Source organism: Brevundimonas sp. S1H14 (genome assembly GCF_047716865.1).
GTDB classification, from domain to species: Bacteria; Pseudomonadota; Alphaproteobacteria; order Caulobacterales; family Caulobacteraceae; genus Brevundimonas; species Brevundimonas naejangsanensis.
Window position 1 is genome coordinate 112326 of sequence record NZ_CP136679.1, and the last position, 26882, is coordinate 139207.

Below are 26882 nucleotides of genomic sequence, written 5' to 3' on the forward strand. Positions count from 1 at the left end.
GCGACCAACATGGCCCATCTTCAAGCTCTCAGAAAGGAGGATGGACATGGAAGACATTCACCGCACTCATAAGGAACCCGCGTGGGGATGGATCGGCGCCCTGTTCAGCGCACGCCCCCTTTCGCCTCCCCCGGCGACCGCCAAGTCAGGCGATGCCCGCATCAGGGCCCGACCCTGCCCGACGCCCCCGCGCCGGGCGGCCTGCTGACGGTCATTGCTGCGCCGGGCGCGACCCTAAACGCCCGCCGGGCGCGACAAGGCGTCGCGCCCGGCGGGCTTCCGTCAGCGGAGCAGTTGCCCCCGCGCAGGGCCCCCGCCCATAAAGGCGCCTTCATCGTCGCAGAGGGGGCCCTGATCGATGCGCCGCACCACCCGTATTCCGTCCTTCGCCGCAGCCGCGTTGATCGCCGCCGCCGGTCTGACCGTCGCCGTTCCGGCCGAGGCGCAATCGCGCCGCGCCGCGCCCGCGGCCGAGCGTTCGGATTGGCCCGCCCGCGCCGCCCCGGCCCAGGCCCGCGCCGTGATCTTCGCCGCCGCTGCTGCGCCGTCCGGCTCTCTGGTCCTGCCGCTGGGGTCGGAGGCTGAGCTCGACACGCGCGGCGCATCGCTGGACGCCGCCACGCGTCAGGCGATCGCTTCGGCCGTCACCGCCGCCCGTTTCGACTATAAGCCGCGCCAGACCCTGAACCTGCACGGCGTCGGCGGCTGGGACCGCATCCTGATCGTGGGTCTGGGCGAGGCGCCCAAGGCCGCCGACATCCAGACCGCCGGCATCGTCGCCGGCCGCGCCCTGAACAGCCAGCCGGGCGCCCTGACGGCCCTGACGTCCGGCCTGTCCGCCGACATGGCTTCGGAACTGGCGACGGGACTGGGTATCGGCCACTACCGCTCGGACCTCTATGTCACCACCGGCCGCGACCGTGCGGCGCCGGGCGCCCTGACCGTCGTGGCCGACGACGCCGCGAGCGCTCAGGCGCACTATCGTCGCGGCGCGGCCCTGGTTGAGGCGATGGCCTGGACTCGCGACGTGTCCAATGAACCGGCCAACGTCATCTATCCGGAGACCTTCGTCGAGCGCGCCCGCGCCGCCTTCGCCGGCGTGCCGGGGGTCGAGATCACCGTGCTGGACGTGCCGGCGATGGAGCGGCTGGGCATGGGCGCCATCCTCGGCTCGGGTCAGGGCTCGGCCCGTCCGCCGCGTATGCTGGCCGTGCATTATCGCGGTCAGGGCGCGCCCTCGGCGGGGCCGGTGGCCCTGCTGGGCAAGGGCATCACCTTTGATTCCGGCGGCATTTCGCTGAAGCCCGGCTCGAACATGGGCAATATGAAGATGGACATGTCCGGCGCCGCCAGCGTCGTCGGCGCCGTCCTGGCCCTGGCCAAGGGCGGGGCGCCGGTGGACGTGGTCGCCGTCGCCGCCCTGTCGGAAAACATGCCGGGCGGGAACGCCATCCGCCCCGCCGATGTCCTGACCGCCATGAACGGCAAGACCATCGAGATCGTCTCGACCGACGCCGAGGGTCGTCTGGTGCTGGCCGACGCCGTGGTCTGGGCCGACACGACGATGAACCCGGCCGCCATCGTCGATGTGGCCACCCTGACCGGCTCGGTCGGCGGGGCCCTGGGCGGCGACTATGCGGGCCTGTTCAGCCGTCACGACGCCCTGGCCGATCAGCTGAAGACGGCGGGCGACGCCACCGGCGAGACCCTGTGGCGCCTGCCGCTGCACCCCTCCTATGTGCGGGCCACCGCCTCGACCATCGCCGACATCAAGAACTCGGGCGACGGCGGGGCGGGCGCGGGCACCGGCGCCCACTTCATCGGCTATTTCGCGCGGCCCGAGACGCCCTGGGCGCATCTGGACATCGCCAACATGGCCTTCGGCGGCGCCAACGATGTGAAACCGGCGGGCTCGGCGGGCTACAGCGTGCGCCTGCTGGAGCGGTTCGTGCGCGACTTCCAGCCTGTGCCCAAGGAGAAAGGAACGGGCGGCTACTGAAGCCGCCTTCAGCCTCAGCCTTCCTTGATGGCGACGATCTCGACCGACTGGCCCGCGACCGTCGCCTCATCCCCCTCGCGCCTGCCCAGCAGGGCGCGGGCCAGGGGCGAGACGTGGCTGACGCTGCCCTGGGTCGGATCGGCCTCGTCCTCGCCGACGATGCGCCAGGTCTGGGTGCGGCCGTCCTCGCGCTCAATCGTCACCGTGTCGCCGAAGCGCACCTTGCCGTCCGGCGGCGCTTCGACCAGCTGGGCCGTGCTACGCCGCGCCGACCAGTAACGCAGGTCGCGCGTCGCCCGCGCCATGGCGGTGCGGTCGGCCTCGATGGAGCCCGCCGCCTGAGCCGCCGTATAGGCCGCCCGTGCGGCCGCCAGTTCGGCGTCGATCTGGGCCAGCCCCTGCGGCGTGACGAGGTTCGGATGGGGCGAGATCGGCCGGTCCGGCAGGTCCGCCGCCGTGGCTTCCAGATCTTCTTCTCGGGTAAAGGCGACGCTCATGACCATCAACATAGGCCCCGGCGCCCATTCCCGCTAGGAAGGCGGCGATGACGCCCTCCCCTTCCACAGTCGCCGTGATCGGCGCCGGTCCCGCCGGGCTGATGGCCGCCGAACGTCTGGCGCAGGCGGGCCTGCGCGTCGTGGTGCATGAGCGGATGCCCTCGGTCGCGCGCAAATTCCTGATGGCCGGGCGCGGCGGGCTGAACCTGACGCATTCGGAGCCGCCCGAGCCGTTCCTGAACCGCTATGACGCCGCCTCTCAGGCGCGCATCAAGGACTGGCTGGACACCTTTTCTCCCGCCGATCTGATTAAATGGGTCGAGGGGCTGGGCCAGCCGACCTTCGTCGGTTCGTCCGGCCGGGTGTTCCCGAAGGCGATGAAGGCCTCGCCCCTGCTGCGGGCCTGGTTGGCGCGGCTGGAAGGGCTGGGCGTCGAGGTCCGCACCCGCTCGCGCTGGACCGGCTGGCAGGGCGAAGCCCTGACCTTCGACACGCCCGAGGGCGAACGCATCGAGCGGCCGGACGCCGTGATCCTCGCGCTCGGCGGCGCCAGCTGGGCCAAGCTGGGGTCGGACGCCGCCTGGGTTCCGGCGCTGGAACAGGCAGGCGCCGAGGTGGCAGATTTCCGGCCCGCCAATGTCGGCTTTGACGTCGCGTGGTCGCCCCTGTTCCGCAACCGCTTCGCCGGAACGCCGCTGAAAGGCGTCGCCCTGACGGATGGCGGGCGCACCGTGCGCGGCGAGGCCATGATCGCCGCCTATGGGATCGAGGGCGGCGGGATCTACGCCTTGTCGGCTGCATTGCGCGAAGCGGTGGAGCGCGACGGATCGACCACGCTGACGCTCGACCTGCGGCCCGATCTGAGCATCGAGGCGCTGACGCAACGCCTGTCGAAACCGCGCGGTAAGGACAGCCTGTCGAACTGGCTGCGCAAGGCCGCCCGGCTGGACGCCACGGCCGTCGCCCTGTTGCGCGAAGGCGGCTCCTTGCCCGCCGACCCGGCCGAACTGGCCGCCCGGATCAAGGGCGTCGCCCTGACCCTGACCGGGGTGCAGGGCCTGGCCCGCGCCATCTCCTCGGCCGGGGGAGTCGCGCTGGACGCCGTGGACGAACGGCTGATGCTGAAGGCGCGGCCTGGAGTCTTTGTCGCCGGCGAGATGCTGGATTGGGAGGCGCCGACCGGCGGCTATCTGCTGCAGGCCTCCTTCGCCTCGGGCGTTGTTGCGACGGAGGGCGTGCGCGTCTGGCTGGACGGGCGCTGAAGCCTTTCGGGGGTCGACAGAGGCGGCCTCAGGGGGCAGCGTGGCGCAAATCGTTCAAGAGCCGAGCCTGCCCATGACCTTCGCCCGTTCCGCCGCCGTCGGCCTGATCGCCGCCTTGATGTGTTCGACCTCCGCGCTCGCCCAAACCGGGGCCCAGACCGGCCGCATCGACCCGGCCCGGCTGAACGAGGCGACCCGCGTTCTGGCCTCCGATGAGTTCGAAGGCCGCGCGCCGGTCACGCCCGGCGAGGACCGCACCATCGCCTGGCTGTCGCAGCAGTTTCAGGCGCTGGGTCTCGAACCCGGCGGCCCGAACGGCTCGTGGGTGCAGGTCGCCCAGGTCAGCCGCACCAGTCAGGATGGCCCCGCCGCCATCAGCGTCTCTTCCAAGGGCCGCACCACCGAACTGCAACGGGCCAAGGACGTCATCGTCTCGTCCGACCGGCCGGTGGAGCGCATCAGCCTGACCGATGCGCCTCTGGTCTTCGTCGGCTATGGCGTGGACGCGCCCGAACGCGGCTGGGACGACTACAAGGGCGTCGATCTGACCGGCAAGATCATGCTGGTGCTGGTCAACGATCCCGATTTCGGCGCGCCCGAAGGCCATCCGGTCAACGGCAGGTTCGACGGTCAGGCCATGACCTTCTATGGCCGCTGGACCTATAAGTTCCAGGTCGCCGCCGAACATGGAGCGGCGGGCGTTCTGGTCATTCACGACACGCCGGGCGCGGGCTATCCGTGGTCGACGCTGGAGAATTCCTCGACCGCGCCCAAGTTCGACATCGTCCGCGCCGATCCCAACAAGGAACGTGTGGCGGCGCAGGGCTGGATTCAGGGCGCGATCGCTGAACAGCTGTTCCGGGACGCCGGGCTGGACTTCGCCGCCCTGAAGGATCAGGCGCGCACGCCCGACTTCCGCCCCGTGGCGCTGGACGGCGTGACCATGTCCATCGATTTCGGCCAGAAAGCCGACCGGGTCGAGACGCGCAACGTCATCGGCCGCCTGCCCGGAACGAAATACCCGGACGAGACGGTCATGTTCGGCGCCCACTGGGACGCCTACGGCCGCGCCACGCCCAAGAACGGCGACGACATCTATAACGGCGCCGTCGACAATGCGACCGGCGTCGCGGGCGTCATGGAAATCGCCCGCCTGTTCGCCGAGGGGCCGCGCCCCGAACGCTCGACCGTCTTCATCAGCTGGGCGGCGGAAGAGACCGGTCTGCTGGGCGCCGAATACTATGCCGCCAATCCCGTCTGGCCGCTGGAGACGACGGTCGCCAACATCAATATGGACAGCCTGCTGCCGGGCACCGAGATCGACCCGAACATCGTCGTCATCGGCGCGGGCAAGAACGATCTGGACGACCGGCTGGCGGTACTGGCCGCGCGCGAGGGGCGTCGCCTGATCCCCGACCCGGCGCCGCACGCGGGGGCCTTCTATCGCTCGGACCACTTCCCGCTGGCGAGGAAGGGCGTGCCCGCCCTGTTCGCCGCCGCGGGCTTCACCGGCCACAACGAAGCCAGCCGCGATTACGTCGCCAACCGCTATCATCAGCCGACGGACGAATGGACGCCGGAGTGGAAGATGGACGCCGCCGCCGCCGATGTTCAGCTGCTGTATGAAGTCGGCCGCGACCTGGCCAATTCGCGCGACTGGCCCGCGTGGAAGCCGGGCGACGAGTTCGAAGGCGCCCGCAACGCCTCGGCGTCGGCGCGCCAGTAATCGGCCGCAAGTGACGTAAAGCCGCCAAGGCGCTAGACCGCACCCATGACCAGCCTCCCCGACCTCCACGGCGTCTGCCCGCCGCGCTTCAATGCGGTGAAGGACGCCTTCGCCGCCAACTTCACTGACGCGCCCGAAGGGCTGAACGAACTGGCCGCGCGCTTCAGCGTGACCATCGACGGCGAGGCGGTGGTGGACCTGTGGGCAGGGTCGGCCGATCTGGCGGGGACCAAGCCGTTCGCCGAGGACACGCTGGTCCCCGTCTTCTCGACCGGCAAGGCAGTGATGGCCCTGATGATCGCGCGCTGCGTGGACAAGGGGCTGCTGTCCTATGAGGACCGGGTCGCCGACCACTGGCCCGCCTTCGGCGCGGCGGGCAAGGACCAGCTGACCGTCGGCCAGCTGATGAGCCACCAGTCCGGTCTGCCCGGCTTCGATGGCGGCGCCGAGCCGGCCATCTGGTTCGACCGTCAGGCGGTGCTGGACAAGCTGGCGGCCCAGACGCCGATGTGGGCGCCGGGCACGGCGTCCGGCTATCACCCGATCACGATCGGTTATCTGGCGGGCGAGTTGTTCCGCATTGTCGACGGGCGGACCATGGGGACGGCTCTGCGCGAAGATTTCGCCCAGCCGTTCGATCTGGACCTGTGGATCGGCCTGCCCGAGGCCGAGCACGGCCGCGTCGCGCAACTTCGCAAGCCCGCCGCCGCGCCGGACCTCGGCCCCATCGACGCGATCAAGAAAGCCGCCTTCCTGGATCGCGGCTCGGCGCCGGGCGGACGCGGCTCGACCGAGTGGCGCATGGCGGAGATTCCGTCGGCCAACCTGCACGCCACGGCGCGCGATCTGGCGCGCATGATGTCCGTCGTCGCCACCGGCGGCGCGCTGGATCATCTGACCGTGCTGTCGGAGGAAACCCTGGTCCAGGCCACGCGCGAGCGCATCCACGGGCCCGACAAGGTGCTGCCCTTCGACATGAGCTGGGCGGCGGGCTTCACCCGCAATCAGGGCCTGAATATCTTCGGCCCCAACCCCGAAGCGGTCGGCCATTGCGGCTGGGGCGGCTCGATGGCGTTTGCAGATCAGGCGGCGGGCGTCTCGGCCGCCTATGTCATGACGCGCCAGTCGCCGCATCTGATCGGCGATCCGCGCGCGCTGAGGCTGATCGAAGCTCTTTACGCGGCCGTCTAGGCCTCCGGCCCCCAGGCCAGCTGGTCGTGAACGATCAGCCAGCCGTCGGCGGTGCGGCGCAGGATGCGGGTGAACAGGCCGCGATGAGTCTTGCCGCCCCGCGTCATCACCGCCCGGCCAGAGACCACCGCCGTATTGACGTCGAACTGCAGGGTCTCGAACCACTCATAGGACAGGGCGCCCAGCCCGCCGGGCTCGGCCGCACGGGCGTCCAGGGCCGCGCGCACGCTGTCAGGCCCCTTCAGCGGCGTGTCGCCCAGGAAAACCAGCAGAGGCTCGTCGTGGACATAGGTGGCCATGACCGCATCCACCTGGCCCGAGGTCCAGGCGGCGGCGGCGGCGTCCAGGGCGTCGCTGACGGCGTCGAAGGTCTCGGCCGTGGTCGGCGGCGCGGCGACGGCCGCCGGGGCGCCGGGCGCGATGGACGGCGCCGCCTCACGGCTGACCCCCACGCGGGCCGTGCGGATCACGTCGTCGGTCTGTCCACCTCCCTCAAGCGCGCCGTGGGCGCAGGCCGAGGTCCCCCCGGCGAGCAGGATGGACGCGGCGAGGGCGGAGAGCAGGCGGGAGGGGATCATCATCACCCCTTCTTTAGGACGGGACGGCGCCCGACCTCAACGCGCAGCAGGCGGATTCTCGCCGATGGCGTCCATCCGGTCCTCGGCCGGGTCGTCCAGCAGGCCCGGTTCAGGGGCGACGATGGTCTCGGCCGTGGCGGAGGCGCGGCGCACCTTCAGCACGGCGCCGACCGCGAAGACGGCCACGGCGATCCAGATGAAAACGAAGGAGGCGATGCGCAGCGGCCCCAGGGCCTCGCCCTGAAGCGCGCCGATGATGAAGACGATGGTCGGCGCCAGAAACTGCAGGAAGCCCATGCTGGACAGGGGCATCCGCCGCGCGGCCCAGGCGAACAGGGCCAGAGGAATGACCGTCGCCGGTCCGGCGAACAACAGCCAGAAGACTGAACCGGCGGACTGGGTGAAGTGGCCTGCGCCGCTGGTTTCGATATGGATCAGCCAGATCAGCCCCGGCAGGGCCAGCAGCAGGCATTCCAGGAACAGGCCCGTCTGGGCGTCGACCGAGACGCGTTTACGGATGATGCCATAGGCCGCGAACGTCAGCGCCAGGATGAGCGAAACCCACGGAGCATGACCCAGGGCGATGGTCTGCAACAGCACGCCTACAGCCGCCAGGGCCATGGCGATCTTTCCCGCCCAGTCGATCTTCTCGCGGAACAGCCAGGCGCCCGCCGCCATGTTCAGCAGTGGATTCAGATAATAGCCCAGCGAGGCGTCCAGCGTCCGCCCATCGTTCACGGCGACGATATAGGTGGTCCAGTTGCCGGCGATCAGGATGGCCGAAAGGGCCAGCCAGCCCAGCACCTTGGGCTGGCGCAGAACGGCCATGACCTGCGTCCACTGACGCGACAGCACCACCAGAAGAGCCGCCCACACCAGCCCCCAGACCGCGCGGTGCCCCATGATCTCCCAGGCGTCCGCCCCCTGCTGGCCCATCTGCTGGAAGACCAGAGGCACGAAACCCCAGATCAGATAGCAGATGATCCCCGCCGCCAGGGCGGTGCGGGCTTCGGGCGCCGAGGCGGCGGATGGAGCAGGAGACGCGCTCACGCTGGAACCTTTCGATCCCCGCCGCATCGCGCTGGCGACGCGGCGGGATCATGGAGTGCTCAACAGCCCCTAAAGCAGCCCCACACCGCGTGCGGGGCGTCAGGGGCCTCTTCTTAGACCGTCAAAGTACGATAACCGCTCTTGGGCGAGATCACGCCGGTCTCGTCCAGCAGCTGGGCGATCTGCACGGCGTTCAGGGCCGCGCCCTTACGCAGGTTGTCGGACACCACCCAGAAGCTCAGGCCATGCTCGACGGTCGGGTCCTTGCGGATACGCGACACATAGACCGCGTGTTCGCCCGCAGCGTCGACCGGGGTGATGTAGCCGTCGTGTTCCTGTTTATCGATGACCTGAACGCCCGGCGCCTCGCGCAGGATTTCGCGAGCTTCGTCCGGCGCGATCGGGCGGTCGAATTCCACCGTCACCGCTTCGGAGTGGCCGACAAAGACCGGCACGCGCACGCAGGTCACGGTCAACTTGATCGCGGGATCGAGCATCTTGTGCGTCTCCTCCCACATCTTGGCCTCTTCGTCGGTATAGCCGTCGTCGCGGAACGAGCCGATGTAGGGGATGACGTTGAAGGCGATCTGCTTGGGGAACTTCTTCGGCGTGGCGTCGCCCAGACCGTAGATGGCCTTGGTCTGGTTCCACAGCTCGTCCATGCCTTCCTTCCCGGCGCCCGAGACGGACTGATAGGTCGAGACGACGACGCGCTTGATCTTGGCCGCGTCATGCAGCGGCTTCAACGCCACCACCAGTTGGGCGGTCGAGCAGTTGGGGTTGGCGACGATGTTCTTCTTGCGCGCCAGCCTGGCGTCGTCCGGGTTCACTTCCGGCACGATCAAGGGCACGTCCGGGTCCTGGCGGAAGGCCGAGGAGTTGTCGATGACGATGGGACCGGCCTTGCCGATCTTTTCCGACCATTCGCGCGACACCCCGCCGCCGGCGCTCATCAGCACCAGGTCGACGCTCGAGAAGTCGAACTGCTCGATGTCCTCGCACTTGATGGTGCGGTCGCCGAAGGAGACCTCGACGCCTTTGGATTTTCGGGAGGCGATCGCGTGCATTTTCTCGACGGGGAAGTTCACTTCCTCGAGGATGGCCAGGATTTCCCGGCCGACATTGCCTGTGGCGCCTACGACGGCGACGCGATAGCCCATGATGAAATCATCCTTTGTTCGGGGGCGTTTGGGAGAAACGCTTCTGCATTTGGGTCCTTCGCAGCCGCGAAGCAACCAGAATCCTCCAATTCGGCGCCGGAATCCGCGAACGCCTTCCCCCGGCCTCATCGGGGAGCTATCTGCTGGCCATGACCTCCCGCATCCGCAACGCCTACGACATCCGCGTGGAAGAAGGCGTGATCACGCCCGAACCGGCCCAGGCCGCCCTGATCGGCGCGCTTGAACGACTCGAGATCGATCTGTCGAAAAAGGGCCTGTTCGGCGCCCAGCCCGTCGTGCGCGGCATCTACATCTGGGGTCCGCCCGGACGCGGCAAGTCCATGCTGATGGACCTGTTCTATTCCTCGACGCCCGAGCAGAAGAAGGTCCGCGCCCACTTCCACGCCTTCATGGCGCGCATCCACGATCTGGTGAAACAGTGGCGCGAAGGCACGTCGCGCAGCCGCAAGGAGGTCTTCGGCACGCACAAGGGCGACGACCCCATCCCGCCGATCGCCGCCCTGATCGCCTCTGAGGCGCGGCTGCTGTGCTTCGATGAGCTTCAGGTCACCGACATTGCCGACGCCATGATCCTGGGCCGCCTGTTCGAAGCCCTGTTCGAGAAGAAGGTGGTGCTGGCCGTCACCTCGAACCGCGCGCCCGAAGACCTCTACAAGAACGGCATCAACCGCCAGCTCTTCCTGCCCTTCATCGATATTCTGCGCCAACGCTGCGACGTGGTCGAAACGTCGGGCGCCCGCGACTTCCGTCTGGACCGCATGAGCGGGGCCAAGGTGTGGTTCTCGCCGCTGGACGCCGAGGCGCGGCAGGGATTCGAGACCCTGTGGGCCGACCTGAAGGGCGGCGAGCCGGAAAGCCCCATCGTCCTGCCCGTGCTGGGCCGCGAGGTGAAGCTGGAGCGCACGGTCGGCGGCATGGCGCGCGCGACCTTTGACGAACTGTGCGGCCGCCCGCTGGGACCGCAGGACTATCTGGCCATCGCCCGGCGCTTCCACACCCTGTTCCTGGCCGATGTGCCGCTGCTCAGCCCGGCCAATCACCACGAAGCGCGCCGCCTGGTGACGCTGGTGGACGCCCTCTATGAAGCCAAGACCCGTCTGGTTGTCCTGGCCGAAGCCGCGCCGGAGGCCCTCTACACCGAGGGCGTCGGCGCCTTCGAGTTCGAGCGGACGGTGTCGCGCTTCAACGAGATGCAGAGCGAGGACTGGCTGGAGCAGCGCGAGGTAGCCGAGGCGGCGTAAACTCCTTTCCGCTCATCCTACGTATGGCGCACGAAAAAGGGCCGCGCCTTCCAGCACGACCCCTTTCCAACTCGGACGCCTAGGCGCTCAAGCAGCGAGCCGCCGCGCGGCTCGCGTTAGCGCCCTTAAGCCAAGAAAGGCTCAATATCCTTACAGGCCTGGATCAGGCCCTGGACCGAGGCGACCGACTTGGCGAACATCGCCTTTTCGTCATCGTTGGTGGTGAACTCGATGACCTTCTCGACGCCGTTCGCGCCGATCAGGGCCGGGACGCCGACGTAGAGGTCCGACAGGCCGTATTCGCCCGACAGCCACACGGCGCACGGCAGGACGCGCTTCTGGTCCAGCAGGTAGGACTTGGCCATGGCGATGGCCGATTCAGCCGGTGCGTAGAAGGCCGAGCCGGTCTTCAGCAGGGCCACGATCTCGCCGCCGCCCTTGCGGGTACGCTCGACGATGGCGTCCAGGTCGGCCTGCGACAGGAAACCTGCAGCGACCGCGTCCGGCAGCGGCAGACCGCCGACCGTCGAGTGGCGCACCATCGGCACCATGTCGTCGCCGTGACCGCCCAGGGTCCAGGCGTGGATGTCCTGCACCGACACGCCGGTCTTTTCAGCCAGGAAGTAGGCGAAGCGCGCCGAGTCCAGCACGCCGGCCATGCCGATGACCTTCTCCTTGGGGAGCCCCGAGAATTTCTGCAGCGCCCAGACCATGGCGTCGAGCGGGTTGGTGATGCAGATGACGAAGGCGTTGGGGGCGTGGGCCTTGATGCCTTCGCCGACGGCCTTCATGACTTTGAGATTGATGCCGATCAGGTCGTCGCGGCTCATGCCCGGCTTGCGCGGCACGCCGGCGGTGACGATGCAGACGTCGGCGCCCGCGATGTCGGCATAGTCGTTGGCGCCCTTCAGGGCCACGTCCTGACCGAAGACGGCCGAGGCTTCGGCGATGTCCAGAGCCTTGCCCTGGGGGGTGCCTTCGGCGATGTCGAACAGGATGACGTCGCCCAGCGCTTCGCGCGCGGCCACGTGGGCCAGGGTTCCGCCGATCATTCCGGCGCCGATGAGGGCGATCTTCGCGCGAGCCATTCAAGTCTCTCCAGTCGATATTGCGTGTGCGAAACGGTAGTCGCTGGAACGGCGGTCTAGACCTGTCGGCGGGTCGCGGCAAGCGTTCCGCGATACGGCTTTCGTCGTTGCGCCCCCCGCTGGCGGCTGTCACGGTTCGCCATGACCTCGCACCCGGACCTACAGGCTGACTTCCGCGCCGATCCCGCCTTTGAGGCGGCCTCCGTCTTCGCCGCCGACTGGCCCCTGTGCCAGATCCGCTTTCAGGACGACGCCCGTTTCCCTTGGCTGATCCTGCTGCCCCGCGTGGCCGGGGCGGTCGAACTGGAGGACCTGTCGCCCGCCCAGCGCGCCCTGCTCACCGAAGAAATCGTGCGGGCCGGGGCCTTGGTGCGCGAACTGGGCGCTCTGCGCGATCAACCGGCGGACAAGCTGAACGTCGCCGCTCTGGGCAATGTCACCGCCCAGCTTCACATTCATGTGGTCGGGCGTCGGCGCGACGATCCGCTGTGGCCTGACCCGGTCTGGGGGCGGCCGGGGGCGGTTCCGTGCACGACGACGACGCGCCAAACGGCGCTGTCGCATATCGCAGCCTTTTGATTGGCGTTCGCAGGTAGAACTTGACGCGAATCGGCCCGCTTCGTTGACACCCCCCCGTCTGCGTCACTAAAGCCTGTTGCACTGCAATCCGGCCCTGAAATTCCTCGGGTTTTTTGAGAATCATTCGCATGTCGAACACTCCCCCGGCTGCGGGCGAAACTGGCGACCGGACGGGCCGCTACGTCCGTCACCCCAACGGGCACGTCGCTCCGATGTCGCCCTTCACCGATATCTGGCGCTGGCACATGACCATGGTCGCGTCGATCCTGTTCCGCGTCACCATCGGCGCGGCCAGCGTGGGCGCCGTCCTGCTGCTGGGCTGGGTCGCGATCGTCGCCTGCGGTCCGGACGCCTTCGCCTCGGTCGCCGCCTTCTCGGGCTCGCCGTTCGGCCTGTTCATCTGGTTCGGCCTGACCTGGGTGCTGCTCTCCTTCCTGCTGAACGGCGCGCGCCACCTGATCAACGACGCCGGCAAGGGGCTGGACCTGAAGTCCGCCAACCTGATGGCCCAGATCGCCGTCTGGGGCCCGATCGTCCTGGCCGTCCTGTTTTGGGTCGTGCTGTTCGCTGCTGGAAAGGTTTCGCTGTGAGCGCCGCGCCCAAGTTCAAGAACAATGTGAAAATTTCCGAGCGTCACGGCGCCGGAGAGTGGAAACTCGAAAAGCTGGCGCTGCTGGCCCTGATGCCGCTGGGCCTGTGGGTCCTGTCGACCGGCTTCACCCTGGCCGGCGCCGACTACGGCGCGGTCGTCGCCTGGTTCGGCGGCACGCTGAACGCCGGCCTGCTGGCCGTGACGGCGGTGGTCTTCTGCCTGTTCGCCAGCCTGGCCTGGAAGGTGATCATCGAGGACTACGTCCCCGCCTCGTCCCGCTCTGGCCTGGTCCTGGTGTCGAACCTGGTCTTCCTCGTGCTGGCGGCCGCCAGCGTCTTCTTCATCGTACGTCTGGCGCTGGGTTCGGCCCCGCTGCCGGCCGGAGTCTGATCCCGCCATGGCTGCATACGAGCTTATCGATCACGAATACGACGTCGTCGTCGTCGGCGCCGGCGGTTCGGGCCTGCGCGCCGCCCTCGGCGCCGCCCAGCAGGGCCTGAAGGTCGCCTGCGTCACCAAGGTCTTCCCGACCCGCTCGCACACCGTGGCGGCGCAAGGCGGCATCTCCGCTTCGCTGGGCAACATGGGCGAAGACTCCTGGCAGTGGCACATGTACGACACCGTCAAGGGGTCGGACTGGCTGGGCGACCAGGACGCCATCGAATACCTGGTCCGCAACGCGCCCCAGGCCGTCTATGAGCTGGAGCACTGGGGCGTGCCCTTCAGCCGCACCGACGAAGGCAAGATCTACCAGCGCGCCTTCGGCGGCATGACCCGCAATTTCGGCGAAGGCCCGGTGCAGCGCACCTGCGCCGCCGCCGACCGCACCGGTCACGCCATCCTGCACACCCTGTACGGCCAGTCGGTCCGTCGCGAGGTGAAGTTCTTCGTCGAATATTTCGCGCTCGACCTGATCATGCAGGACGGCGCCTGCACGGGCGTCACCGCGCTTCAGCTCGACACCGGCCAACTGCACCAGTTCCGCGCCAAGATGGTGGTGCTGGCCACCGGCGGTTACGGCCGCGCCTATTTCTCGGCCACCTCGGCCCACACCTGCACCGGCGACGGCAACGCCATGGTGCTGCGCGCCGGCCTGCCGCTGCAGGACATGGAGTTCGTGCAGTTCCACCCGACCGGCATCTACGGCGCCGGCTGCCTGATCACCGAGGGCGCACGCGGTGAAGGCGGCTACCTGACCAACTCGGAGGGCGAGCGCTTCATGGAGCGCTATGCGCCGACCGTGAAGGACCTGGCCCCGCGCGACATGGTTTCGCGCTCCATGACCATCGAAATCCGCGAAGGCCGCGGCGTGGGCCCGAACAAGGACCACATCTTCCTGCACCTGGATCACCTTGATCCGGCCGTGCTGCACGCGCGCCTGCCGGGCATCTCGGAATCGGCCAAGATCTTCGCCGGCGTGGATGTGACCAAGGAGCCGATCCCGGTCATTCCGACCGTCCACTACAACATGGGCGGCATCCCGACGAACTATCACGGCGAGGTGCTGACGCTGCGCGACGGAAACCCCGACAGCGTGGTGCCGGGCCTGATGGCCGTGGGCGAGGCGGGCTGCGTCTCGGTGCACGGAGCCAACCGTCTGGGCTCCAACTCCCTGACCGACCTGGTGGTGTTCGGCCGCGCCGTCGGCCTGCGCTGCGGCGAGGTCGTGGACAAGAACTCGGCCGTGCCGTCGGCCTCCAAGGCCCAGACCGACCAGCACATCGCGCGCTTGGACCGCTTCCGCAACGCCTCGGGCTCGACCCCGACGTCGCACCTGCGTCTGGACATGCAGCGCGCCATGCAGGCCGACGCAGCCGTGTTCCGCACCGGCAAGACCCTTGAAGAAGGCGTGGCCAAGCTGCGTTCGATCGAGGCCGCCGGCGCCGACATCAAGACCACGGATCGCGGTCTGATCTGGAATACCGACCTGGTCGAGACGCTGGAATACGACAACCTGATCTCGCAGGCCCTGGTGACCATCGAAGGCGCGCTGAACCGCACGGAATCGCGCGGCGCCCACGCCCGCGAAGACTTCCCCGACCGCGACGACGAAAACTGGATGAAGCACACCCTGGCGTGGAAGCGTCCGGGCGAAGGCGTCCAGATCGACTACCGCCCGGTGCACAAATACACGATGACCGACGAGGTCTCCTACATCGAGCCCCGGGCTCGGGTGTACTAAGGAGGATTGCAGATGGTTCAGCTCAACCTCCCGCGGGGCTCCAAGCCCACGACCGGCAAGGTCCACAAGGCCCCGGCCGGCGCGAAGAACGTCAAGACCTACAAGGTCTATCGCTACGACCCGGAAACGGACGCCGATCCGCGCTGGGACGTCTATGAGGTCTCGGCCGACGATCACGGCCCCATGCTTCTGGACGCCCTGATCCACATCAAGAACGAGATCGACCCGACGCTGTCATTCCGCCGCTCGTGCCGCGAAGGCATCTGCGGCTCGTGCTCGATGAACGTCGACGGCCGCAACGCCCTGGCCTGCACCAAGGGCTGGGCCGAGTGCTCGTCGCACAACATCACCATCGCCCCCCTGCCCCACCAGCCGGTGGTGAAGGACCTGGTGACGGACCTGTCGCTCTTCTACGCCCAGTACGACTCCATCCAGCCCTACCTCCAGTCCGACCTGCCGGACCCGGAGAAGGAACGCCTGCAATCGCCGGAAGACCGGGAGAAGCTGGACGGCCTTTACGAGTGCATCCTGTGCGCCTGCTGCTCGACCTCGTGCCCGAGCTACTGGTGGAACCAGGAAGAGTACCTCGGCCCGGCGGCCCTGCTGCAGTCCTATCGCTGGATCGCCGACAGTCGCGACGACGCCACCCAGAAGCGCCTCGACGACCTCGAGGACCCCTTCAAGCTGTATCGCTGCCACACGATCATGAACTGCGCCCAGGTCTGCCCCAAGGGGCTGAACCCGGCCAAGGCGATCGCCGAGACCAAGAAGCTGATGGTCTCGCCGTCGCGCAAGAAGACCGCCGCCTGACCCAGCCGATCCGGCCGCAACTGAAAGCCCCCGGCGCCGCTGACGCCGGGGGTTTTTGCTGACCGCCTCGTCCCGAGGCTTGCCAAGCCCATTTGCAGGGTTAAGACCGCTTCCATGCCCAAGATCACCTACATTGAACACGACGGGACCGAGCATACGGTCGAGGTCAAGAAGGGCCTGTCCGTCATGGAAGGCGCGATCCGCAACAATGTGCCGGGCATCGACGCCGACTGCGGCGGCGCCTGCGCCTGCGCCACCTGCCACGTCTATGTCGACCCCGACTTCGCCGCCGAGACGGGGCGCGCCTCGGCGATGGAGGAGTCCATGCTCGACTTCGCCGAGAACGTGGAACCGAACAGCCGCCTGTCCTGCCAGATCCGCGTCACCGACGATCTGGACGGCCTGATCGTCCGCCTGCCGCAAAGCCAGCACTGAGATGATCGACGCCCGGCTGCTGGACGCGGTCGGGTCTCTGGTCGCGGCCCATGCGCGGCCGGACCACATCCCCCTCCTCGGGATCGCCGGGGCGCAGGGCTCCGGCAAGACCACCTTGGCGCGCGCTGCGGCGGAACGCTTCAGCGCAGCGCATCTGTCGCTGGACGACGTCTATCTTACCAAGCGCCAACGCCAGAGCCTCGCTCGCGAGGTCCATCCCCTGTTCGCCGTGCGCGGCCCGCCAGGAACGCACGATCTGGCCTTGCTGGAAGCCACGGTCTCCGCCCTGCGCGCCGCCGGGCCTGACAGCCGCACACCCCTGCCCGCCTTCGACAAGCTGACGGACGACCGGGCGCCGGAAGCATCGTGGCCTGTGTTTGCGGGCCGCCCGTCGGCGGTGCTGATCGACGGCTGGTGTCTGGGCGCAACGCCGCAGGCTGAGGCGGAGCTGGGCCTGCCGATCAACGCTCTGGAAATCGAACGCGATGGCGACGGGACATGGCGGCGCGACGTCAACGCCGCTCTGACCGGCCCCTACGCCGAAACCTTCGCCCGCTTCGACGCCATCCTGTTCCTGAAGGCGCCGTCGTTCGACGCGGTGCTGGACTGGCGCTGCGAACAGGAGGCCGGTCTGATGGGTCTGTCTCCGGCCGACCTGCCCTCCGCCAGACGCGCCGAACTGGCCGTCTTCATTCAGCATTTCGAGCGCATCACCCGCCACATGCTGACAGGCGGAGTGCGGACGGATGTGACGGTGGCGCTGGATAAGCAACGTCGTCCCTTCTCCTCTTGAGAGAGAGAAGGAAAGAGTCAGTCCGCCGGCATGCGGCCGTAGTTGACCGCCATGCGGCCGATCAGACCCTTGACGATCAGGTCAACCGGCGAGCCTTCGCGATAGTCGCCCGCCGCGACGAAATTGACCCGATCCTCCGAGATCAGACGATGGATTTTGTCGTGGTCGCGCGGGGTGCTGTCGGGGTCGTAGACGGCGATGGAGAAGCCGCCCTTGGTGTGCATCATCTTCATGGTCGGCACATCGGTGTCGCCGTCGCCCAGGAAGATCATCCGGTCGAAGGGGATGGGGCGCTCCTCGTCCGGGATGAAGCGGTTGATGCGCTCGTCCTCCCAGTGGTTGTGCACCCCCTTGTTGATGCGGAACAGATACTGGGTCTTGGTGGTGTAGTTGACGCCCACGGCGGGCCACACCGCCACATCGTCCGCGTCATAGGCGTATTTCGAAGCGAAGACGTGGGTGAAGGCGCCGGCGATGGGGCAGCCCTCGATCATCTCGGTGAGCCCCGCCGAGATGATGTAGTGCTCGATCTCCAGACCATATTGGGCGCCGAAATCGTTCATGCGATCGAACCAGCTGCCGTCGCGCAGGCCCTCAAACAGGGCCACGTCGCGGCCGTGGTCGCGCAGCGTCTGGCGCGTCACCGGCGTGCCCTGCTCGCGCGCGGCCAGCAGCATCATCTGCATATACATCAGGATGCCGTCGCCATCGGCGGCGATGGTCCGGGGACGGACGGTCTCGTTCCAGAACTGGGCCGGCGTCATTCCGATCGAGGGGATGAAGCTGACCTCCTGCATGTTTCCCCGGGCCAGCGTCCCGTCGAAATCATAGATGATGGCGGTCTTGAGCAGGGGGCGGGGCGTGTCGGCCATGAAAGCGTCCTGGAAGGCTTGGACACGCCCTCTAGCACGGCTGAGCGGCCATATCAGCCCAGCAGCAGCTCCGGCGGCGCCGTCGGCGCCTCGGCCTCAATCGGCAGGTGCAGGATGAAGGCCGCGCCCTTGCCCGGTTCGGACTGGACCTCGGCCCAGCCGCCGTGCAGTTCGATCAAGGCTTTCACCAGAGCCAGGGCCACGCCCGGCCCGCCGCGCTCGCGCCGCACGAAGCGGTCGAAGACGTGGGCCTGCAGGTGATAGGGGATGCCCCGGCCGGTGTCCTCGACGCGGATGCGGATTTCATTCGGCCCGGCCTCGGCGCTCAGGCTGACGGCGCCGCCTTCGGACACCGCCCGGCAGGCGTGCTCCAGCAGGTGATCGACCGCCTGGGCAATGCGGCGGGCGTCGGCGCGGATCGGCTGCAGCCCTGCCGGGCAGGCCAGATTCAGCGTCGCCCCGCGTCCCTCCACCTTGGGCCTGATCCGCTCGGCTGCCTCGTCCAGCAGGTCGCAGACGCGCACATCGCCCAGCGTCAGCTCCATCTCGCCCGCATCGATCTGGGCCATGTCCAGCACGTCGTCGATGGACCGGGCCAGATGGCTGGCCGCTACGCGGATGGCCCCGGCGTGCTGGCGGCTACGCTCGGGCAGGTCGCCCATCGCCTCCAGCAGTTCGGAATAGCCGACGATGGTCGTCAGCGGGGTGCGCAGCTCATAGGAGACGCTACCCACGAACTCGCGCTTCAGCGCCTGGCTCTCGGCCAAAGCGGCTTCCTTGGCCGCCAGCGCCTGCTCCAGCCCGCGGCGGGCCGTCACGTCCGAGAAGGCGACCAGGGTGGCCCCGTCCGGCAGGGGACGGGTCTGCCAGGCGGCGCTGCGGCCGTCCTCCGTGCGCCCCTCGCCGGCGATCGGCACCCGGCTTTCCGGGTCGGGGTCGGCCACCCGCGCCTTCAGCCCCAGCCACAGGGCTGCGTCGGGCAGGACCGGGCGGCACAGGGCGGCCACGGCGTCGAAGTCGCCCGCCTCGTTCAGCCGTTCGCCCGCCACGCCCCAGAAGGTCTCAAACGCTTCGTTGTGCAGCCGCAGCCGCCCGTCCGAGCCGAACACGGCCACGGCGTCGTTCAGCTTGTCCAGCGTCGCGCGCTGGACCTGAATCTGGGCGTTGTAGCGGCTGCGCAGCTGCAGTTCGCCGGTGATGTCCGAAAAGATCAGCAGGATGCCGCCTAGCGGGTGCGGCTGGCGCACCACCCGCAGCGTCCGCCCGTCGGGCAGGGACCAGCTGTCGTCCGGCGAGGCCTGGGCGGCGCCGTAGAAATCCAGTTCATCCGCCTTCCAACGGGCGTAGTCGACGACCTCGGGCAGCAGTCGTTTCTGGCGCAGCCGGTCCAGCAGTTCGGCGTGTGTCGGGCGCTCGTCCAGCCAGGCCGGATCGACCCCGAACAGCGACTGGAAGGCGGTGTTGTGGAAGGCCAGCCGCTTGGACGGGCCGAAGATGGCGACAGCGTCGGCCAGGTGATTCAGCGTCTCGTCATGGGCCTCGACGTGGCGGCGCAGGGTGTCGCGCGTCTCCTCGGCCTCGGTCATCTCGATGGCGAAGGCGATCACGGCGCCGCGTCCGCCCGCCAGCGGTTCGGCCAGGATCTTCCACGCCCGGCGCCGTCCGCCCGCCGTGGTCCAGCGGAAGCCGTCCTGGCGCGCGTTCAGGCGCAGCGCCTCCGCCACCACCCCGTCGGCGCCGCGATCGAAACTGAGCCCCCGTTCGCGCGCCTCGGCCAGGGTTTCGGCCCCCGTCTCGACCAGCCAGGCGCTATTGGCCCAGACCAGCCGCCCGGCTCCGTCCACGACCCAGGTCGGCGCCGGAGACTGTTCGGCCAGAACCCCCGCGCCCGCGCCGCCGTCCAGTCCGCCCTCACCGCCGACCCCGGCCAGACGCGACAGCCGCAGCCAGGCCGATCCCCCATGCGGCCGCCCCTCGACCGCCCAGGCGCCCTGCGGCGTCTCCATCAGGGTCTCGAAGGCCTCCCCGGCCTGAACCAGCGCCTCCATGCGTCCGGTGTGCAGACCGGTCAGCACCGCGACCACGCCTTGCGCCGCCGCCAGCCCCTCGAGCCCGGGCGCCAGCGCCGACAGGGCCTCGGCCGAGCCGAACGCCGCCTGCGCCTCGCCCTGCGGGCTCAGAGCCACCCGCACGTCGTCGAACGCCGTCAGGGCGCCCTCGCTGGCGGCCGCCGAGGCCTGGGCGCCGGCCAGCCAGCGCTCGATCTCGACCTCGCGCGCACCCAGCCGCGCGCGTAGCCGCCAGGTCCAGGCGCTGATCGCCAGCGCCAGACCGGCCGCCCCTGCGGTGGCTGCATAAGCGATGTCGGCCTCGGCCATAGGTCCCCGGATGATGCGTCGCTGCGGCGGCCGTCGAGCGTCAGCCCGCCGACCGATTCGCGTTTACCATAACCTGATTGCGCGATTTGCGATGCGGCGTCGCCGCCGATTGCGGGACCGGCCGCGCCGGGCGATATCCTTAGCCATGAGCCAGACCTGGACCGATCAGACCGCCCCCTCCCTCGACGACTTCGCTCGCCTGGCCGAAGAGGCCTTCGCCGCCCTGCCCGATCTGTTCCGTCAGGCGGCTGGGGACGTCGTCATCCGCATCGACGACTTCGCCGACGAAGAAATCCTGCGCGACCTTGAGATCGAGGATCCGTTCGAGCTGACCGGCCTGTATTCCGGCGTCCACATCGGCGAGCGAGACGCCATGGGTCCGGCGCCGGAGCCTTCGCGCGTCTTCCTGTATCGCCGCCCGATCCTCGATGAATGGTGCGAGCGCGGCGACGTCGGCCTGTCCGAGATCATCGCCCATGTGCTGATCCACGAGATCGGCCACCACCTGGGCCTCGACGATGATCAGATCCACGCCATCGAAGACGATGATGACTGAGCCGCTGCTGCGCATCGAAAACGCCAGCGTGGTGCGCGGCGAGCGACGCATTCTGGATGATGTCAGCCTGACCATTGCGGCGGGCGACCACACGGCGATCCTGGGGCGCAACGGCTCGGGCAAGTCGACGCTCGTCAAGCTGATCCTGCACCAGCTCTATCCCTTGCACGGCGCGCGGGTCGAGGTGTTCGGCCAGAGTCCGTGGGACGTCTTCTCCCTGCGCCGCCGTCTCGGCTTCGTCTCGCCCGCCGCGAAGTCGGACCTGACCGGCGAGGATGCGCTGGAGGTGATGGACGCCGTCGTCTCGGGCTTCTTCGCCTCGCGCGGGGTCTGGCGGCGCGAAACGATCACGCCCGCCATGCGCGACGCCGCCGTCGAGGCCCTGCACCGCATGGGGGTCGAGCATCTGATCGGCCGTTCAATGGCCACCCTGTCCTCCGGCGAGGCGCGGCGGGTGCTGATCGCCCGCGCCCTGGCTCATCGGCCCGACGCCATCCTGCTGGACGAGCCATGCGGCGGGCTGGACCCGGCGACGCGCCGCCTGTTCCTCGACAGCCTCAGGCCGCTGGCGCAGGGCGGCGCCACCCTGATCCTGGTGACCCACCACATCGAGGAAATCCTGCCCGAGATCGGCCGCGTCATCATGATGAAGGACGGCCGCGTCGCCCGCGACGGCGCCAAGCGCGACATGCTGACCGACGCCGCCCTGACCGATCTGTTCGGCCTGCCCATCCGCGTGGACGTGGGGCGCGACGGCTGGCGCAGCGCGCGGCTGGATTAGAGACGCCGGATCAGGGCCGCGTGGCCTCAAAGGTGATGACCTCGTCATCGCGGCGCGGCGGGCGTCCATGTTCGTAACCGCCCGAGACGATGATGTCGGTAAAGCCCGCCGCCGACAGGGCCAGCCGCATCTCCTCGGCGCCCCACCAGCGCAGGGCGAACAGCTCCAGCTCTGACCCCGTCAGGCGACCGTCCGTCCACAGGTCATAGCGCAGATGCGAGACGACGCTCTGGTTCAGCAGGTCGGAATCGACCCGTTCCTCAGTCAGGGTCAGCACTTCGCCAGCGGCGTCGACCCAGCGGCGCGTCGGCCCGGGCGGCGCGAGAACGGCGCTGACCGGATCAAGGTCGAGGATCAGGCGGCCGCCCGGCGCCAGATGGTCGTGAAAACGCTTCAAAGCGTTCAGCCCTTCTTGCGCAGTGGCGATCAGCTGAAACGATCCGGCGGGCAGGATGACGGCGGCGAACCGGGTCGGGCAGTCGAAATCGTCGAAGCGGGCGACGGACAAGTCCGCCGTCAGGCCCCGCGCTGCACACGCCCTGCGGCACAGCTCCAGCATGGCCGGTGAGGCGTCGAAGCCGACGACCTCAAGCCCGGCCTCCAGCACGGGAACCATCACGCGCCCGGACCCGACCGCCGGTTCCAGCACGGGGCCGCCACAGTCCTTCAGACGAGCGACGTAGAACTCCACATCGCCGAAAGAGCGGCCAATCGGCTTGTCCAGTTCATAGACCCGCGCGGCCAGACCAGCGTAGCGATTGCTCAAGGCGTCCGTCATCGGCCTTCAGTCCGCAATCCGCTCCAGCTTCGCCGCGAAGAAGCCGTCCAGACCGCCCTTTTCCGCCCATTGCGACGGCAGGATGCGCAGCCAGCCTTCGGGAGTCAGGGCGTCTTCCGGCGCGCCGACGTCAGCGGGAACGGCGGCGATGGTGCGGAAGGCCGGGTTGCGGCGCAGGAAGGCGATCACCTGCGTCTCGCCCTCTTCGCGCTCCAGCGAGCAGACGCAATAGACCAGACGGCCGCCCGGTTTCACCTTCTCGGCGGCGGCGTCCAGCAGGCGGTGCTGCACATCGGCCAGCTTGGCGACATCGGCGGGGCGGGTGGCGCGCAGAACCTCCGGGTTGCGGCGATAGGTGCCGGTCGCCGTGCACGGCGCGTCCAGCAGGACGGCGTCGAAGGTGCGGTCGTCGTCCCAGTCCTCGGCCGGGACGGCGACCACCTCAGCCCTGAGGTTCATGCGCTCGAAGTTCTGGCGCAGGCGTTTCAGGCGCGCCTCGGACCGGTCCAGGGCTGTCACCTCGGCCCCGGCGGCGGCCAGCTGCAGCGTCTTGCCGCCCGGCGCGGCGCACAGGTCCAGCGCCGTCTCGCCCGCCTTGACCGCCAGCAGGCGCGCCGGGACGGCGGCGGCGGCGTCCTGCACCCACCAGTCGCCGGCCTCAAAGCCGGGCCACGAGGCGACATCGCCGCGCTTGCCGGTGCGGACCGTGCCGCCGGGCAAGGCCTCGCCGTCGACTGAGGCCGCCAATTCGGCGGGATCGACGCCCGGTTTGGCCGTGAGGTCGGTGGCGGGTTCCTCGCGCGTCGCCAGGGCCAGACCGATCAGGGCCGCCTCGCCATAGGTGGCCTTCCAGCGCTGGGCCAGCCAGTCGGGCAGGTTGGCTTCCGCCGTCGTCAGGCCGGGACCGTCGCGGCCGACGCCGCGCAGCACCGCGTTGACCAGATTCTTGTAAGGCCGCGTCTTGGGGTCGCGCTCGGCCAGCTTCACCGCCGTCGACACCGCGGCGAAGGCGGGCGTCTCCAGCACCAGGGTCTGGGCCAGGGCGATCCGCAATATGGTCATCACCGCCAGCGGCGGCGCCTTCTGCAGGCGACGCTCGAGGATCTGGTCGATCTCGCCCAGACGGCGCAGGGCCGCCATCGCCACGGCGCGGGCGAAGGCTCGATCCTGTGGCGGCAGATCACGCGCGGGCGACTGCGACAGGGCCTCGTCCAGGCCGGTGCGCTTTTCCAGCGCCGCGTTCAGCAGCAGGCCGGCGACCAGGCGCGCCTCGACGCCGATGTCGGCGTGGGGGTCGTCGGCGACCGGACGCGGCGCGGGTTCACGACGCGGACCGCGCGCCTTTTCGGCGATGCGGCGACCGCGCGCGGCGGAGCTTTTGCCCTTGGGCGTCCCCCCGCTCACACCGACACCTGGGTGCCAAGCTCGACCACGCGGCCGGGCGGAATGCGGAAGAAGTCGGTCGGATTGGCGGCGTTACGCATCAGGAAGATAAACAGCTTGTCCTGCCAAAGAGGCATGCCCTGCCGGGCGGTGGGAACGACGGAGCGGCGCCCCAGGAAGAAGCTGGTCGACATGATGTCGAACTTCAGCCCCTGCTTGCGACACAGGCCAAGCGCGCGCGGCACGTTCGGCGTCTCCATATAACCGAAGGTCAGCGTCAGGCGCTTGAAATCGTCGCTGATCGGCTCGACCGCCACCCGCTGGAGGTCCGGTACGCGCGGCCGGTCGGACGTATGCACCGTCAGGATGATGTTCTTCTCGTGCAGCACCTTGTTGTGCTTGAGGTTGTGCATCAGGGCCACCGGCGCGACATCGGCGTCCGAGGTCAGGAAGATGGCCGTGCCCGGCGCGCGGTGCGGCGGACGGGCGCGCAACATCTCGATCAGATCGGTCAGCGGCAGGCTGTCCTTGCGCGTCTTGTCGGTCAGGATCTGGGTGCCGCGCACCCAGGTCCACATCAGCATGACCAGACCGCCGCCCAGCACCAGCGGCATCCACGCCCCTGCCGGGATCTTGAGCAGGTTGGAGGTCAGGAAGACCGCGTCGATGAATCCGAACGGCACCAGGGTCAGCAGCACCGCCCACATCGGCCACTTCCACTTGTGCCGCACGACGGTGAAGGACATCAGGGTGTTGACCATCATGGTGCCGGTCACGGCCACCCCATAGGCCGCCGTCAGATTGTGCGACGACTGGAAGGTCACCAGCACGAACAGCACCCCGACCATCAGCAGGCTGTTGATCGCAGGCACATAGATCTGGCCCGCCTGCGTCTCGGAGGTGTTGCGGATATCCAGTCGCGGCAGCAGGCCCAGCTGGACCGCCTGTTGGGTCACCGAGAAGGCGCCGGTGATGACCGCCTGGCTGGCGATCACCGTGGCCGCCGTCGCCAGCAGCAGCATGGGCCAGTAGACCAGCTGCGGCACCATGTTCCAGAAGGGATTGTTGGCCGCGCCGGGGTGCGACAGCAGGAAGGCGCCCTGCCCCAGATAGTTCAGCGTCAGGCAGGGCAGGACGATGAACAGCCAGCCCCGACGGATCGGCGACTTGCCGAAATGGCCCATGTCCGCATACAGCGCCTCGGCTCCGGTGACCGCCAGAAAGACGCTGCCCAGGATGACGAAGCCCAGGAAGCCGTCGGCGATCAGCAGCTTGATCCCGTAATAGGGCGACAGGGCCTTCAGGATCGAAAGGTCGTCGAAGATGTGCGCCACGCCCATCACGCCCAGCGACAGGAACCAGACCAGGGTGATGGGGCCAAAGAATTTGGCCAGTCCGGCCGTGCCTCGGGACTGGACCATGAACAGCGCGATCAGTATGCCCGCCGCCAACGGCACGATGAAGGGATCGAGGCGGCCGTTCAGGCCCGGCGCCTCCTGCAGACCCTCGATGGCCGACAGGACGGAAATGGCCGGGGTGATGACGCCGTCGCTGTAGAACAGGGCTGCGCCGCAGACCCCCAGAATGAACAGCCAGGCGCTGCGTCGACCGATGGCGTGCTGGGCCAGGGCCATCAGCGACAGGGTGCCGCCCTCGCCCTTGTTGTCAGCCCGCATCAGGAACATGACGTATTTGAACGTCACCACCACCATAAGCGCCCAGAAGGCCAGCGACACCACGCCGATGACGGCCAGGTCGCCTTCGACGCCCTTCTGGGCGTGGCCGATGGCCTCGCGCAGGGCGTAGATGGGGCTGGTGCCGATGTCGCCGAAAACCACGCCGATGGCGCCTAGGATCAGGGCGCGGCGGCCGGTCTTGCCGCCAGTCCCCGGCGAGCCCCCCGAGGCGGGAGGCTGGGCGTTGGCGGCGGAAGAGGCGTTGGCGGTTGGCGCGGCGTCGCCGCGGGGCGTGTCCCCGACCATGCAATGTTCTCCGGGTCGCGCGAGGAGGCGTGCCCATCAAGAGCCGCGGGCCTTTAGACCTTTTCCGTCAGCGGTTCAATCGCGCCCCGGTTCCGGCCGCGCGGCCGATGACAGGATGCTGCGGTCGTCCTTGGCCTGAAGCAGGATCACCACGCCTTCATCAGCGCCCGCCTCGACAGGCAGGGGAAACAGCACCGGTCGTCCATTCCAGTCGCCCAGCCGCCGCACCTCGCGCACGACATTGACGTGGGTCACCGCGCGGCCCCGGTTGTCGCCGCCCTTGACCTCGACCGTCTGCTGACCGGGCCGATAGACCACGGCGACGACCTCCGCCCCGCCCTGCGGCGCCCGGCCCGAGCCGACGCCGACGCGGTCGCCGGTCTCGCGGAACTCGATCTCGGGCGGCCAGCCGCGACCCCGCGCCTCGGCCTCGACGGCGGCCTTCAGCTCAGGCGAACGGGCGCCCGAGACATGACGGCGCCCGTCGATCACCACCTGCGGCGTCGAGACGTTCCGCAGCCTCAAAGCTTGGCGATAGGCGCGCTGGCGCTCGGCGAACTCGGGCCGGGCGAAGGTGTCGGGCCAGCCCAGATAGTCCCAATAGTCGACGCCGTAGGTCAGGACGATCACGCCCGGCTCAGTCGCCACGGTCTCGACCGTGCGGTTGGCGTCGGGACAGCCCGAGCAGCCCTGGGCGGTGAACAGTTCGACCACCACCGGCTGGACCGGAGCGTCACGCTCGCGCGACGGCGCAGCGGCGACGGCCAGCAGGCCTGCGCCCGCGATCGCCGTCGCCGCTATCCCGTATCTGAACAGGCCCCGTGCCATCATGGCGGCGATCCTATCCCTTCGCCGCAAAGGCGTCGCTCATAAATGCGTGAGCGGCGTCACACGCCTTCGACCCGCCTTCGCGCTCAAGCAGGCCGAAGGCCGTTAGCGCACTAAAAA

At 68.8% G+C, this 26882-nt stretch carries 25 protein-coding genes; 14 read left to right on the forward strand and 11 right to left on the reverse strand.

Going from position 1 to position 26882, the window contains the following annotated elements:
- Positions 1-358: 358 nt before the first annotated feature.
- A complete protein-coding gene (locus RSD66_RS00510) occupies positions 359-1999 on the forward strand; it encodes a leucyl aminopeptidase family protein (protein ID WP_415288615.1) in 1641 nt (546 codons plus the stop codon).
- 14 nt (positions 2000-2013) lie between these two features.
- Here the strand turns inward: RSD66_RS00510 and greA are convergent, their stop codons facing one another.
- Entirely contained in the window at positions 2014-2496 is a 483-nt protein-coding gene (gene greA, locus RSD66_RS00515) for a transcription elongation factor GreA (protein WP_415288616.1), read from the reverse strand.
- Positions 2497-2543: 47 nt separating this feature from the next.
- Here greA and RSD66_RS00520 point away from each other — a divergent pair, with 47 nt between their 5' ends.
- The 3 genes from RSD66_RS00520 to RSD66_RS00530 all read left to right on the forward strand — a co-directional run bounded on the left by RSD66_RS00520 (position 2544) and on the right by RSD66_RS00530 (position 6675).
- Positions 2544-3758: a TIGR03862 family flavoprotein gene (locus RSD66_RS00520; protein ID WP_415288617.1), complete on the forward strand. Its 1215-nt coding sequence runs from the start codon at positions 2544-2546 to the stop codon at positions 3756-3758.
- A 73-nt stretch (positions 3759-3831) separates the two neighbouring features.
- Entirely contained in the window at positions 3832-5484 is a 1653-nt protein-coding gene (locus RSD66_RS00525) for a M28 family metallopeptidase (RefSeq protein WP_415288618.1), read from the forward strand.
- A 45-nt stretch (positions 5485-5529) separates the two neighbouring features.
- Positions 5530-6675: a serine hydrolase domain-containing protein gene (locus tag RSD66_RS00530; RefSeq protein WP_415288619.1), complete on the forward strand. Its 1146-nt coding sequence runs from the start codon at positions 5530-5532 to the stop codon at positions 6673-6675.
- On the opposite strand, the gene RSD66_RS00535 is transcribed toward RSD66_RS00530, so the two are convergent.
- The 3 genes from RSD66_RS00535 to RSD66_RS00545 form a co-directional block, all read right to left on the reverse strand.
- A complete protein-coding gene (locus RSD66_RS00535; RefSeq protein WP_415288620.1) occupies positions 6672-7256 on the reverse strand; it encodes a YybH family protein in 585 nt (194 codons plus the stop codon). The genes RSD66_RS00530 and RSD66_RS00535 overlap by 4 nt on opposite strands.
- 33 nt (positions 7257-7289) lie before the next feature.
- Positions 7290-8303 (reverse strand): EamA family transporter RarD, encoded by a 1014-nt coding sequence (rarD, locus tag RSD66_RS00540; protein WP_415288621.1) that lies wholly within the window; start codon positions 8301-8303, stop codon positions 7290-7292.
- A gap of 113 nt (positions 8304-8416) precedes the next feature.
- Positions 8417-9463 carry an aspartate-semialdehyde dehydrogenase gene (locus tag RSD66_RS00545; protein WP_119413120.1) on the reverse strand — a complete coding sequence of 349 codons (1047 nt, stop codon included), beginning with the start codon at positions 9461-9463 and terminating at the stop codon, positions 8417-8419.
- 149 nt (positions 9464-9612) lie between these two features.
- Between RSD66_RS00545 and zapE the strand changes: the two genes are divergently transcribed.
- Positions 9613-10725 (forward strand): cell division protein ZapE, encoded by a 1113-nt coding sequence (zapE, locus tag RSD66_RS00550; RefSeq protein WP_134582001.1) that lies wholly within the window; start codon positions 9613-9615, stop codon positions 10723-10725.
- Between the two features lie 125 nt (positions 10726-10850).
- On the opposite strand, the gene mdh is transcribed toward zapE, so the two are convergent.
- Entirely contained in the window at positions 10851-11813 is a 963-nt protein-coding gene (mdh, locus tag RSD66_RS00555; protein ID WP_415288622.1) for a malate dehydrogenase, read from the reverse strand.
- A gap of 141 nt (positions 11814-11954) precedes the next feature.
- Between mdh and RSD66_RS00560 the strand changes: the two genes are divergently transcribed.
- From RSD66_RS00560 to RSD66_RS00590, 7 genes are all read left to right on the forward strand, one after another.
- Entirely contained in the window at positions 11955-12392 is a 438-nt protein-coding gene (locus RSD66_RS00560) for an HIT domain-containing protein (RefSeq protein WP_415288623.1), read from the forward strand.
- A 128-nt stretch (positions 12393-12520) separates the two neighbouring features.
- Positions 12521-12982 (forward strand): succinate dehydrogenase, cytochrome b556 subunit, encoded by a 462-nt coding sequence (gene sdhC, locus RSD66_RS00565; protein WP_346525242.1) that lies wholly within the window; start codon positions 12521-12523, stop codon positions 12980-12982.
- Positions 12979-13374 carry a succinate dehydrogenase, hydrophobic membrane anchor protein gene (locus RSD66_RS00570; protein ID WP_415288624.1) on the forward strand — a complete coding sequence of 132 codons (396 nt, stop codon included), beginning with the start codon at positions 12979-12981 and terminating at the stop codon, positions 13372-13374. Before sdhC ends, RSD66_RS00570 begins: the two co-directional genes overlap by 4 nt.
- Before the next feature lie 7 nt (positions 13375-13381).
- Positions 13382-15166, forward strand: a complete 1785-nt coding sequence (sdhA, locus tag RSD66_RS00575) for a succinate dehydrogenase flavoprotein subunit (protein WP_024354434.1) — start codon at positions 13382-13384, stop codon at positions 15164-15166.
- Between the two features lie 12 nt (positions 15167-15178).
- Positions 15179-15976: a succinate dehydrogenase iron-sulfur subunit gene (locus tag RSD66_RS00580; RefSeq protein ID WP_024354433.1), complete on the forward strand. Its 798-nt coding sequence runs from the start codon at positions 15179-15181 to the stop codon at positions 15974-15976.
- Positions 15977-16090: 114 nt separating this feature from the next.
- Complete coding sequence (locus RSD66_RS00585; protein ID WP_119413124.1) at positions 16091-16411, forward strand: 2Fe-2S iron-sulfur cluster-binding protein; 321 nt, start codon at positions 16091-16093, stop codon at positions 16409-16411.
- A 1-nt stretch (position 16412) separates the two neighbouring features.
- The gene (locus RSD66_RS00590; protein WP_415288625.1) at positions 16413-17204 is read left to right on the forward strand and encodes a kinase; all 792 of its coding nucleotides are present in this window, start codon (positions 16413-16415) and stop codon (positions 17202-17204) included.
- 17 nt (positions 17205-17221) lie between these two features.
- Here RSD66_RS00590 and RSD66_RS00595 read toward each other — a convergent pair whose 3' ends face one another.
- Positions 17222-18076, reverse strand: a complete 855-nt coding sequence (locus RSD66_RS00595; RefSeq protein WP_415288626.1) for an HAD family hydrolase — start codon at positions 18074-18076, stop codon at positions 17222-17224.
- Positions 18077-18129: 53 nt separating this feature from the next.
- Positions 18130-20454 carry an ATP-binding protein gene (locus RSD66_RS00600; protein ID WP_415288627.1) on the reverse strand — a complete coding sequence of 775 codons (2325 nt, stop codon included), beginning with the start codon at positions 20452-20454 and terminating at the stop codon, positions 18130-18132.
- A 145-nt stretch (positions 20455-20599) separates the two neighbouring features.
- On the opposite strand from RSD66_RS00600, the gene RSD66_RS00605 reads away from it, so the two are divergent.
- Complete coding sequence (locus RSD66_RS00605) at positions 20600-21010, forward strand: metallopeptidase family protein (RefSeq protein WP_119413128.1); 411 nt, start codon at positions 20600-20602, stop codon at positions 21008-21010.
- Positions 21003-21791, forward strand: coding sequence for an ABC transporter ATP-binding protein (locus tag RSD66_RS00610; protein ID WP_415288628.1), 789 nt, complete (start codon positions 21003-21005; stop codon positions 21789-21791). Before RSD66_RS00605 ends, RSD66_RS00610 begins: the two co-directional genes overlap by 8 nt.
- A gap of 10 nt (positions 21792-21801) precedes the next feature.
- Here the strand turns inward: RSD66_RS00610 and RSD66_RS00615 are convergent, their stop codons facing one another.
- The 4 genes from RSD66_RS00615 to RSD66_RS00630 form a co-directional block, all read right to left on the reverse strand.
- Positions 21802-22557: a class I SAM-dependent methyltransferase gene (locus tag RSD66_RS00615; RefSeq protein ID WP_415288629.1), complete on the reverse strand. Its 756-nt coding sequence runs from the start codon at positions 22555-22557 to the stop codon at positions 21802-21804.
- 18 nt (positions 22558-22575) lie between these two features.
- Complete coding sequence (locus tag RSD66_RS00620) at positions 22576-23973, reverse strand: RsmB/NOP family class I SAM-dependent RNA methyltransferase (protein WP_415288630.1); 1398 nt, start codon at positions 23971-23973, stop codon at positions 22576-22578.
- Complete coding sequence (locus RSD66_RS00625) at positions 23970-25934, reverse strand: potassium transporter Kup (RefSeq protein WP_346525253.1); 1965 nt, start codon at positions 25932-25934, stop codon at positions 23970-23972. Before RSD66_RS00625 ends, RSD66_RS00620 begins: the two co-directional genes overlap by 4 nt.
- Before the next feature lie 75 nt (positions 25935-26009).
- Positions 26010-26765, reverse strand: coding sequence for a DUF1223 domain-containing protein (locus tag RSD66_RS00630; RefSeq protein ID WP_415288631.1), 756 nt, complete (start codon positions 26763-26765; stop codon positions 26010-26012).
- Positions 26766-26882: the final 117 nt, after the last annotated feature.

Coding starts and splice junctions, on each gene's coding strand:
- RSD66_RS00510 (WP_415288615.1), top strand. CDS start 359: ATGCGCCGCACCACCCGTATTCCGTCCTTCGCCGCAGCCGCGTTGATC.
- greA (WP_415288616.1), bottom strand. CDS start 2,496: ATGAGCGTCGCCTTTACCCGAGAAGAAGATCTGGAAGCCACGGCGGCG.
- RSD66_RS00520 (WP_415288617.1), top strand. CDS start 2,544: ATGACGCCCTCCCCTTCCACAGTCGCCGTGATCGGCGCCGGTCCCGCC.
- RSD66_RS00525 (WP_415288618.1), top strand. CDS start 3,832: ATGACCTTCGCCCGTTCCGCCGCCGTCGGCCTGATCGCCGCCTTGATG.
- RSD66_RS00530 (WP_415288619.1), top strand. CDS start 5,530: ATGACCAGCCTCCCCGACCTCCACGGCGTCTGCCCGCCGCGCTTCAAT.
- RSD66_RS00535 (WP_415288620.1), bottom strand. CDS start 7,256: ATGATGATCCCCTCCCGCCTGCTCTCCGCCCTCGCCGCGTCCATCCTG.
- RSD66_RS00545 (WP_119413120.1), bottom strand. CDS start 9,463: ATGGGCTATCGCGTCGCCGTCGTAGGCGCCACAGGCAATGTCGGCCGG.
- zapE (WP_134582001.1), top strand. CDS start 9,613: ATGACCTCCCGCATCCGCAACGCCTACGACATCCGCGTGGAAGAAGGC.
- mdh (WP_415288622.1), bottom strand. CDS start 11,813: ATGGCTCGCGCGAAGATCGCCCTCATCGGCGCCGGAATGATCGGCGGA.
- RSD66_RS00560 (WP_415288623.1), top strand. CDS start 11,955: ATGACCTCGCACCCGGACCTACAGGCTGACTTCCGCGCCGATCCCGCC.
- sdhC (WP_346525242.1), top strand. CDS start 12,521: ATGTCGAACACTCCCCCGGCTGCGGGCGAAACTGGCGACCGGACGGGC.
- sdhA (WP_024354434.1), top strand. CDS start 13,382: ATGGCTGCATACGAGCTTATCGATCACGAATACGACGTCGTCGTCGTC.
- RSD66_RS00580 (WP_024354433.1), top strand. CDS start 15,179: ATGGTTCAGCTCAACCTCCCGCGGGGCTCCAAGCCCACGACCGGCAAG.
- RSD66_RS00585 (WP_119413124.1), top strand. CDS start 16,091: ATGCCCAAGATCACCTACATTGAACACGACGGGACCGAGCATACGGTC.
- RSD66_RS00590 (WP_415288625.1), top strand. CDS start 16,413: ATGATCGACGCCCGGCTGCTGGACGCGGTCGGGTCTCTGGTCGCGGCC.
- RSD66_RS00595 (WP_415288626.1), bottom strand. CDS start 18,076: ATGGCCGACACGCCCCGCCCCCTGCTCAAGACCGCCATCATCTATGAT.
- RSD66_RS00600 (WP_415288627.1), bottom strand. CDS start 20,454: ATGGCCGAGGCCGACATCGCTTATGCAGCCACCGCAGGGGCGGCCGGT.
- RSD66_RS00605 (WP_119413128.1), top strand. CDS start 20,600: ATGAGCCAGACCTGGACCGATCAGACCGCCCCCTCCCTCGACGACTTC.
- RSD66_RS00610 (WP_415288628.1), top strand. CDS start 21,003: ATGACTGAGCCGCTGCTGCGCATCGAAAACGCCAGCGTGGTGCGCGGC.
- RSD66_RS00625 (WP_346525253.1), bottom strand. CDS start 25,934: ATGGTCGGGGACACGCCCCGCGGCGACGCCGCGCCAACCGCCAACGCC.
- RSD66_RS00630 (WP_415288631.1), bottom strand. CDS start 26,765: ATGATGGCACGGGGCCTGTTCAGATACGGGATAGCGGCGACGGCGATC.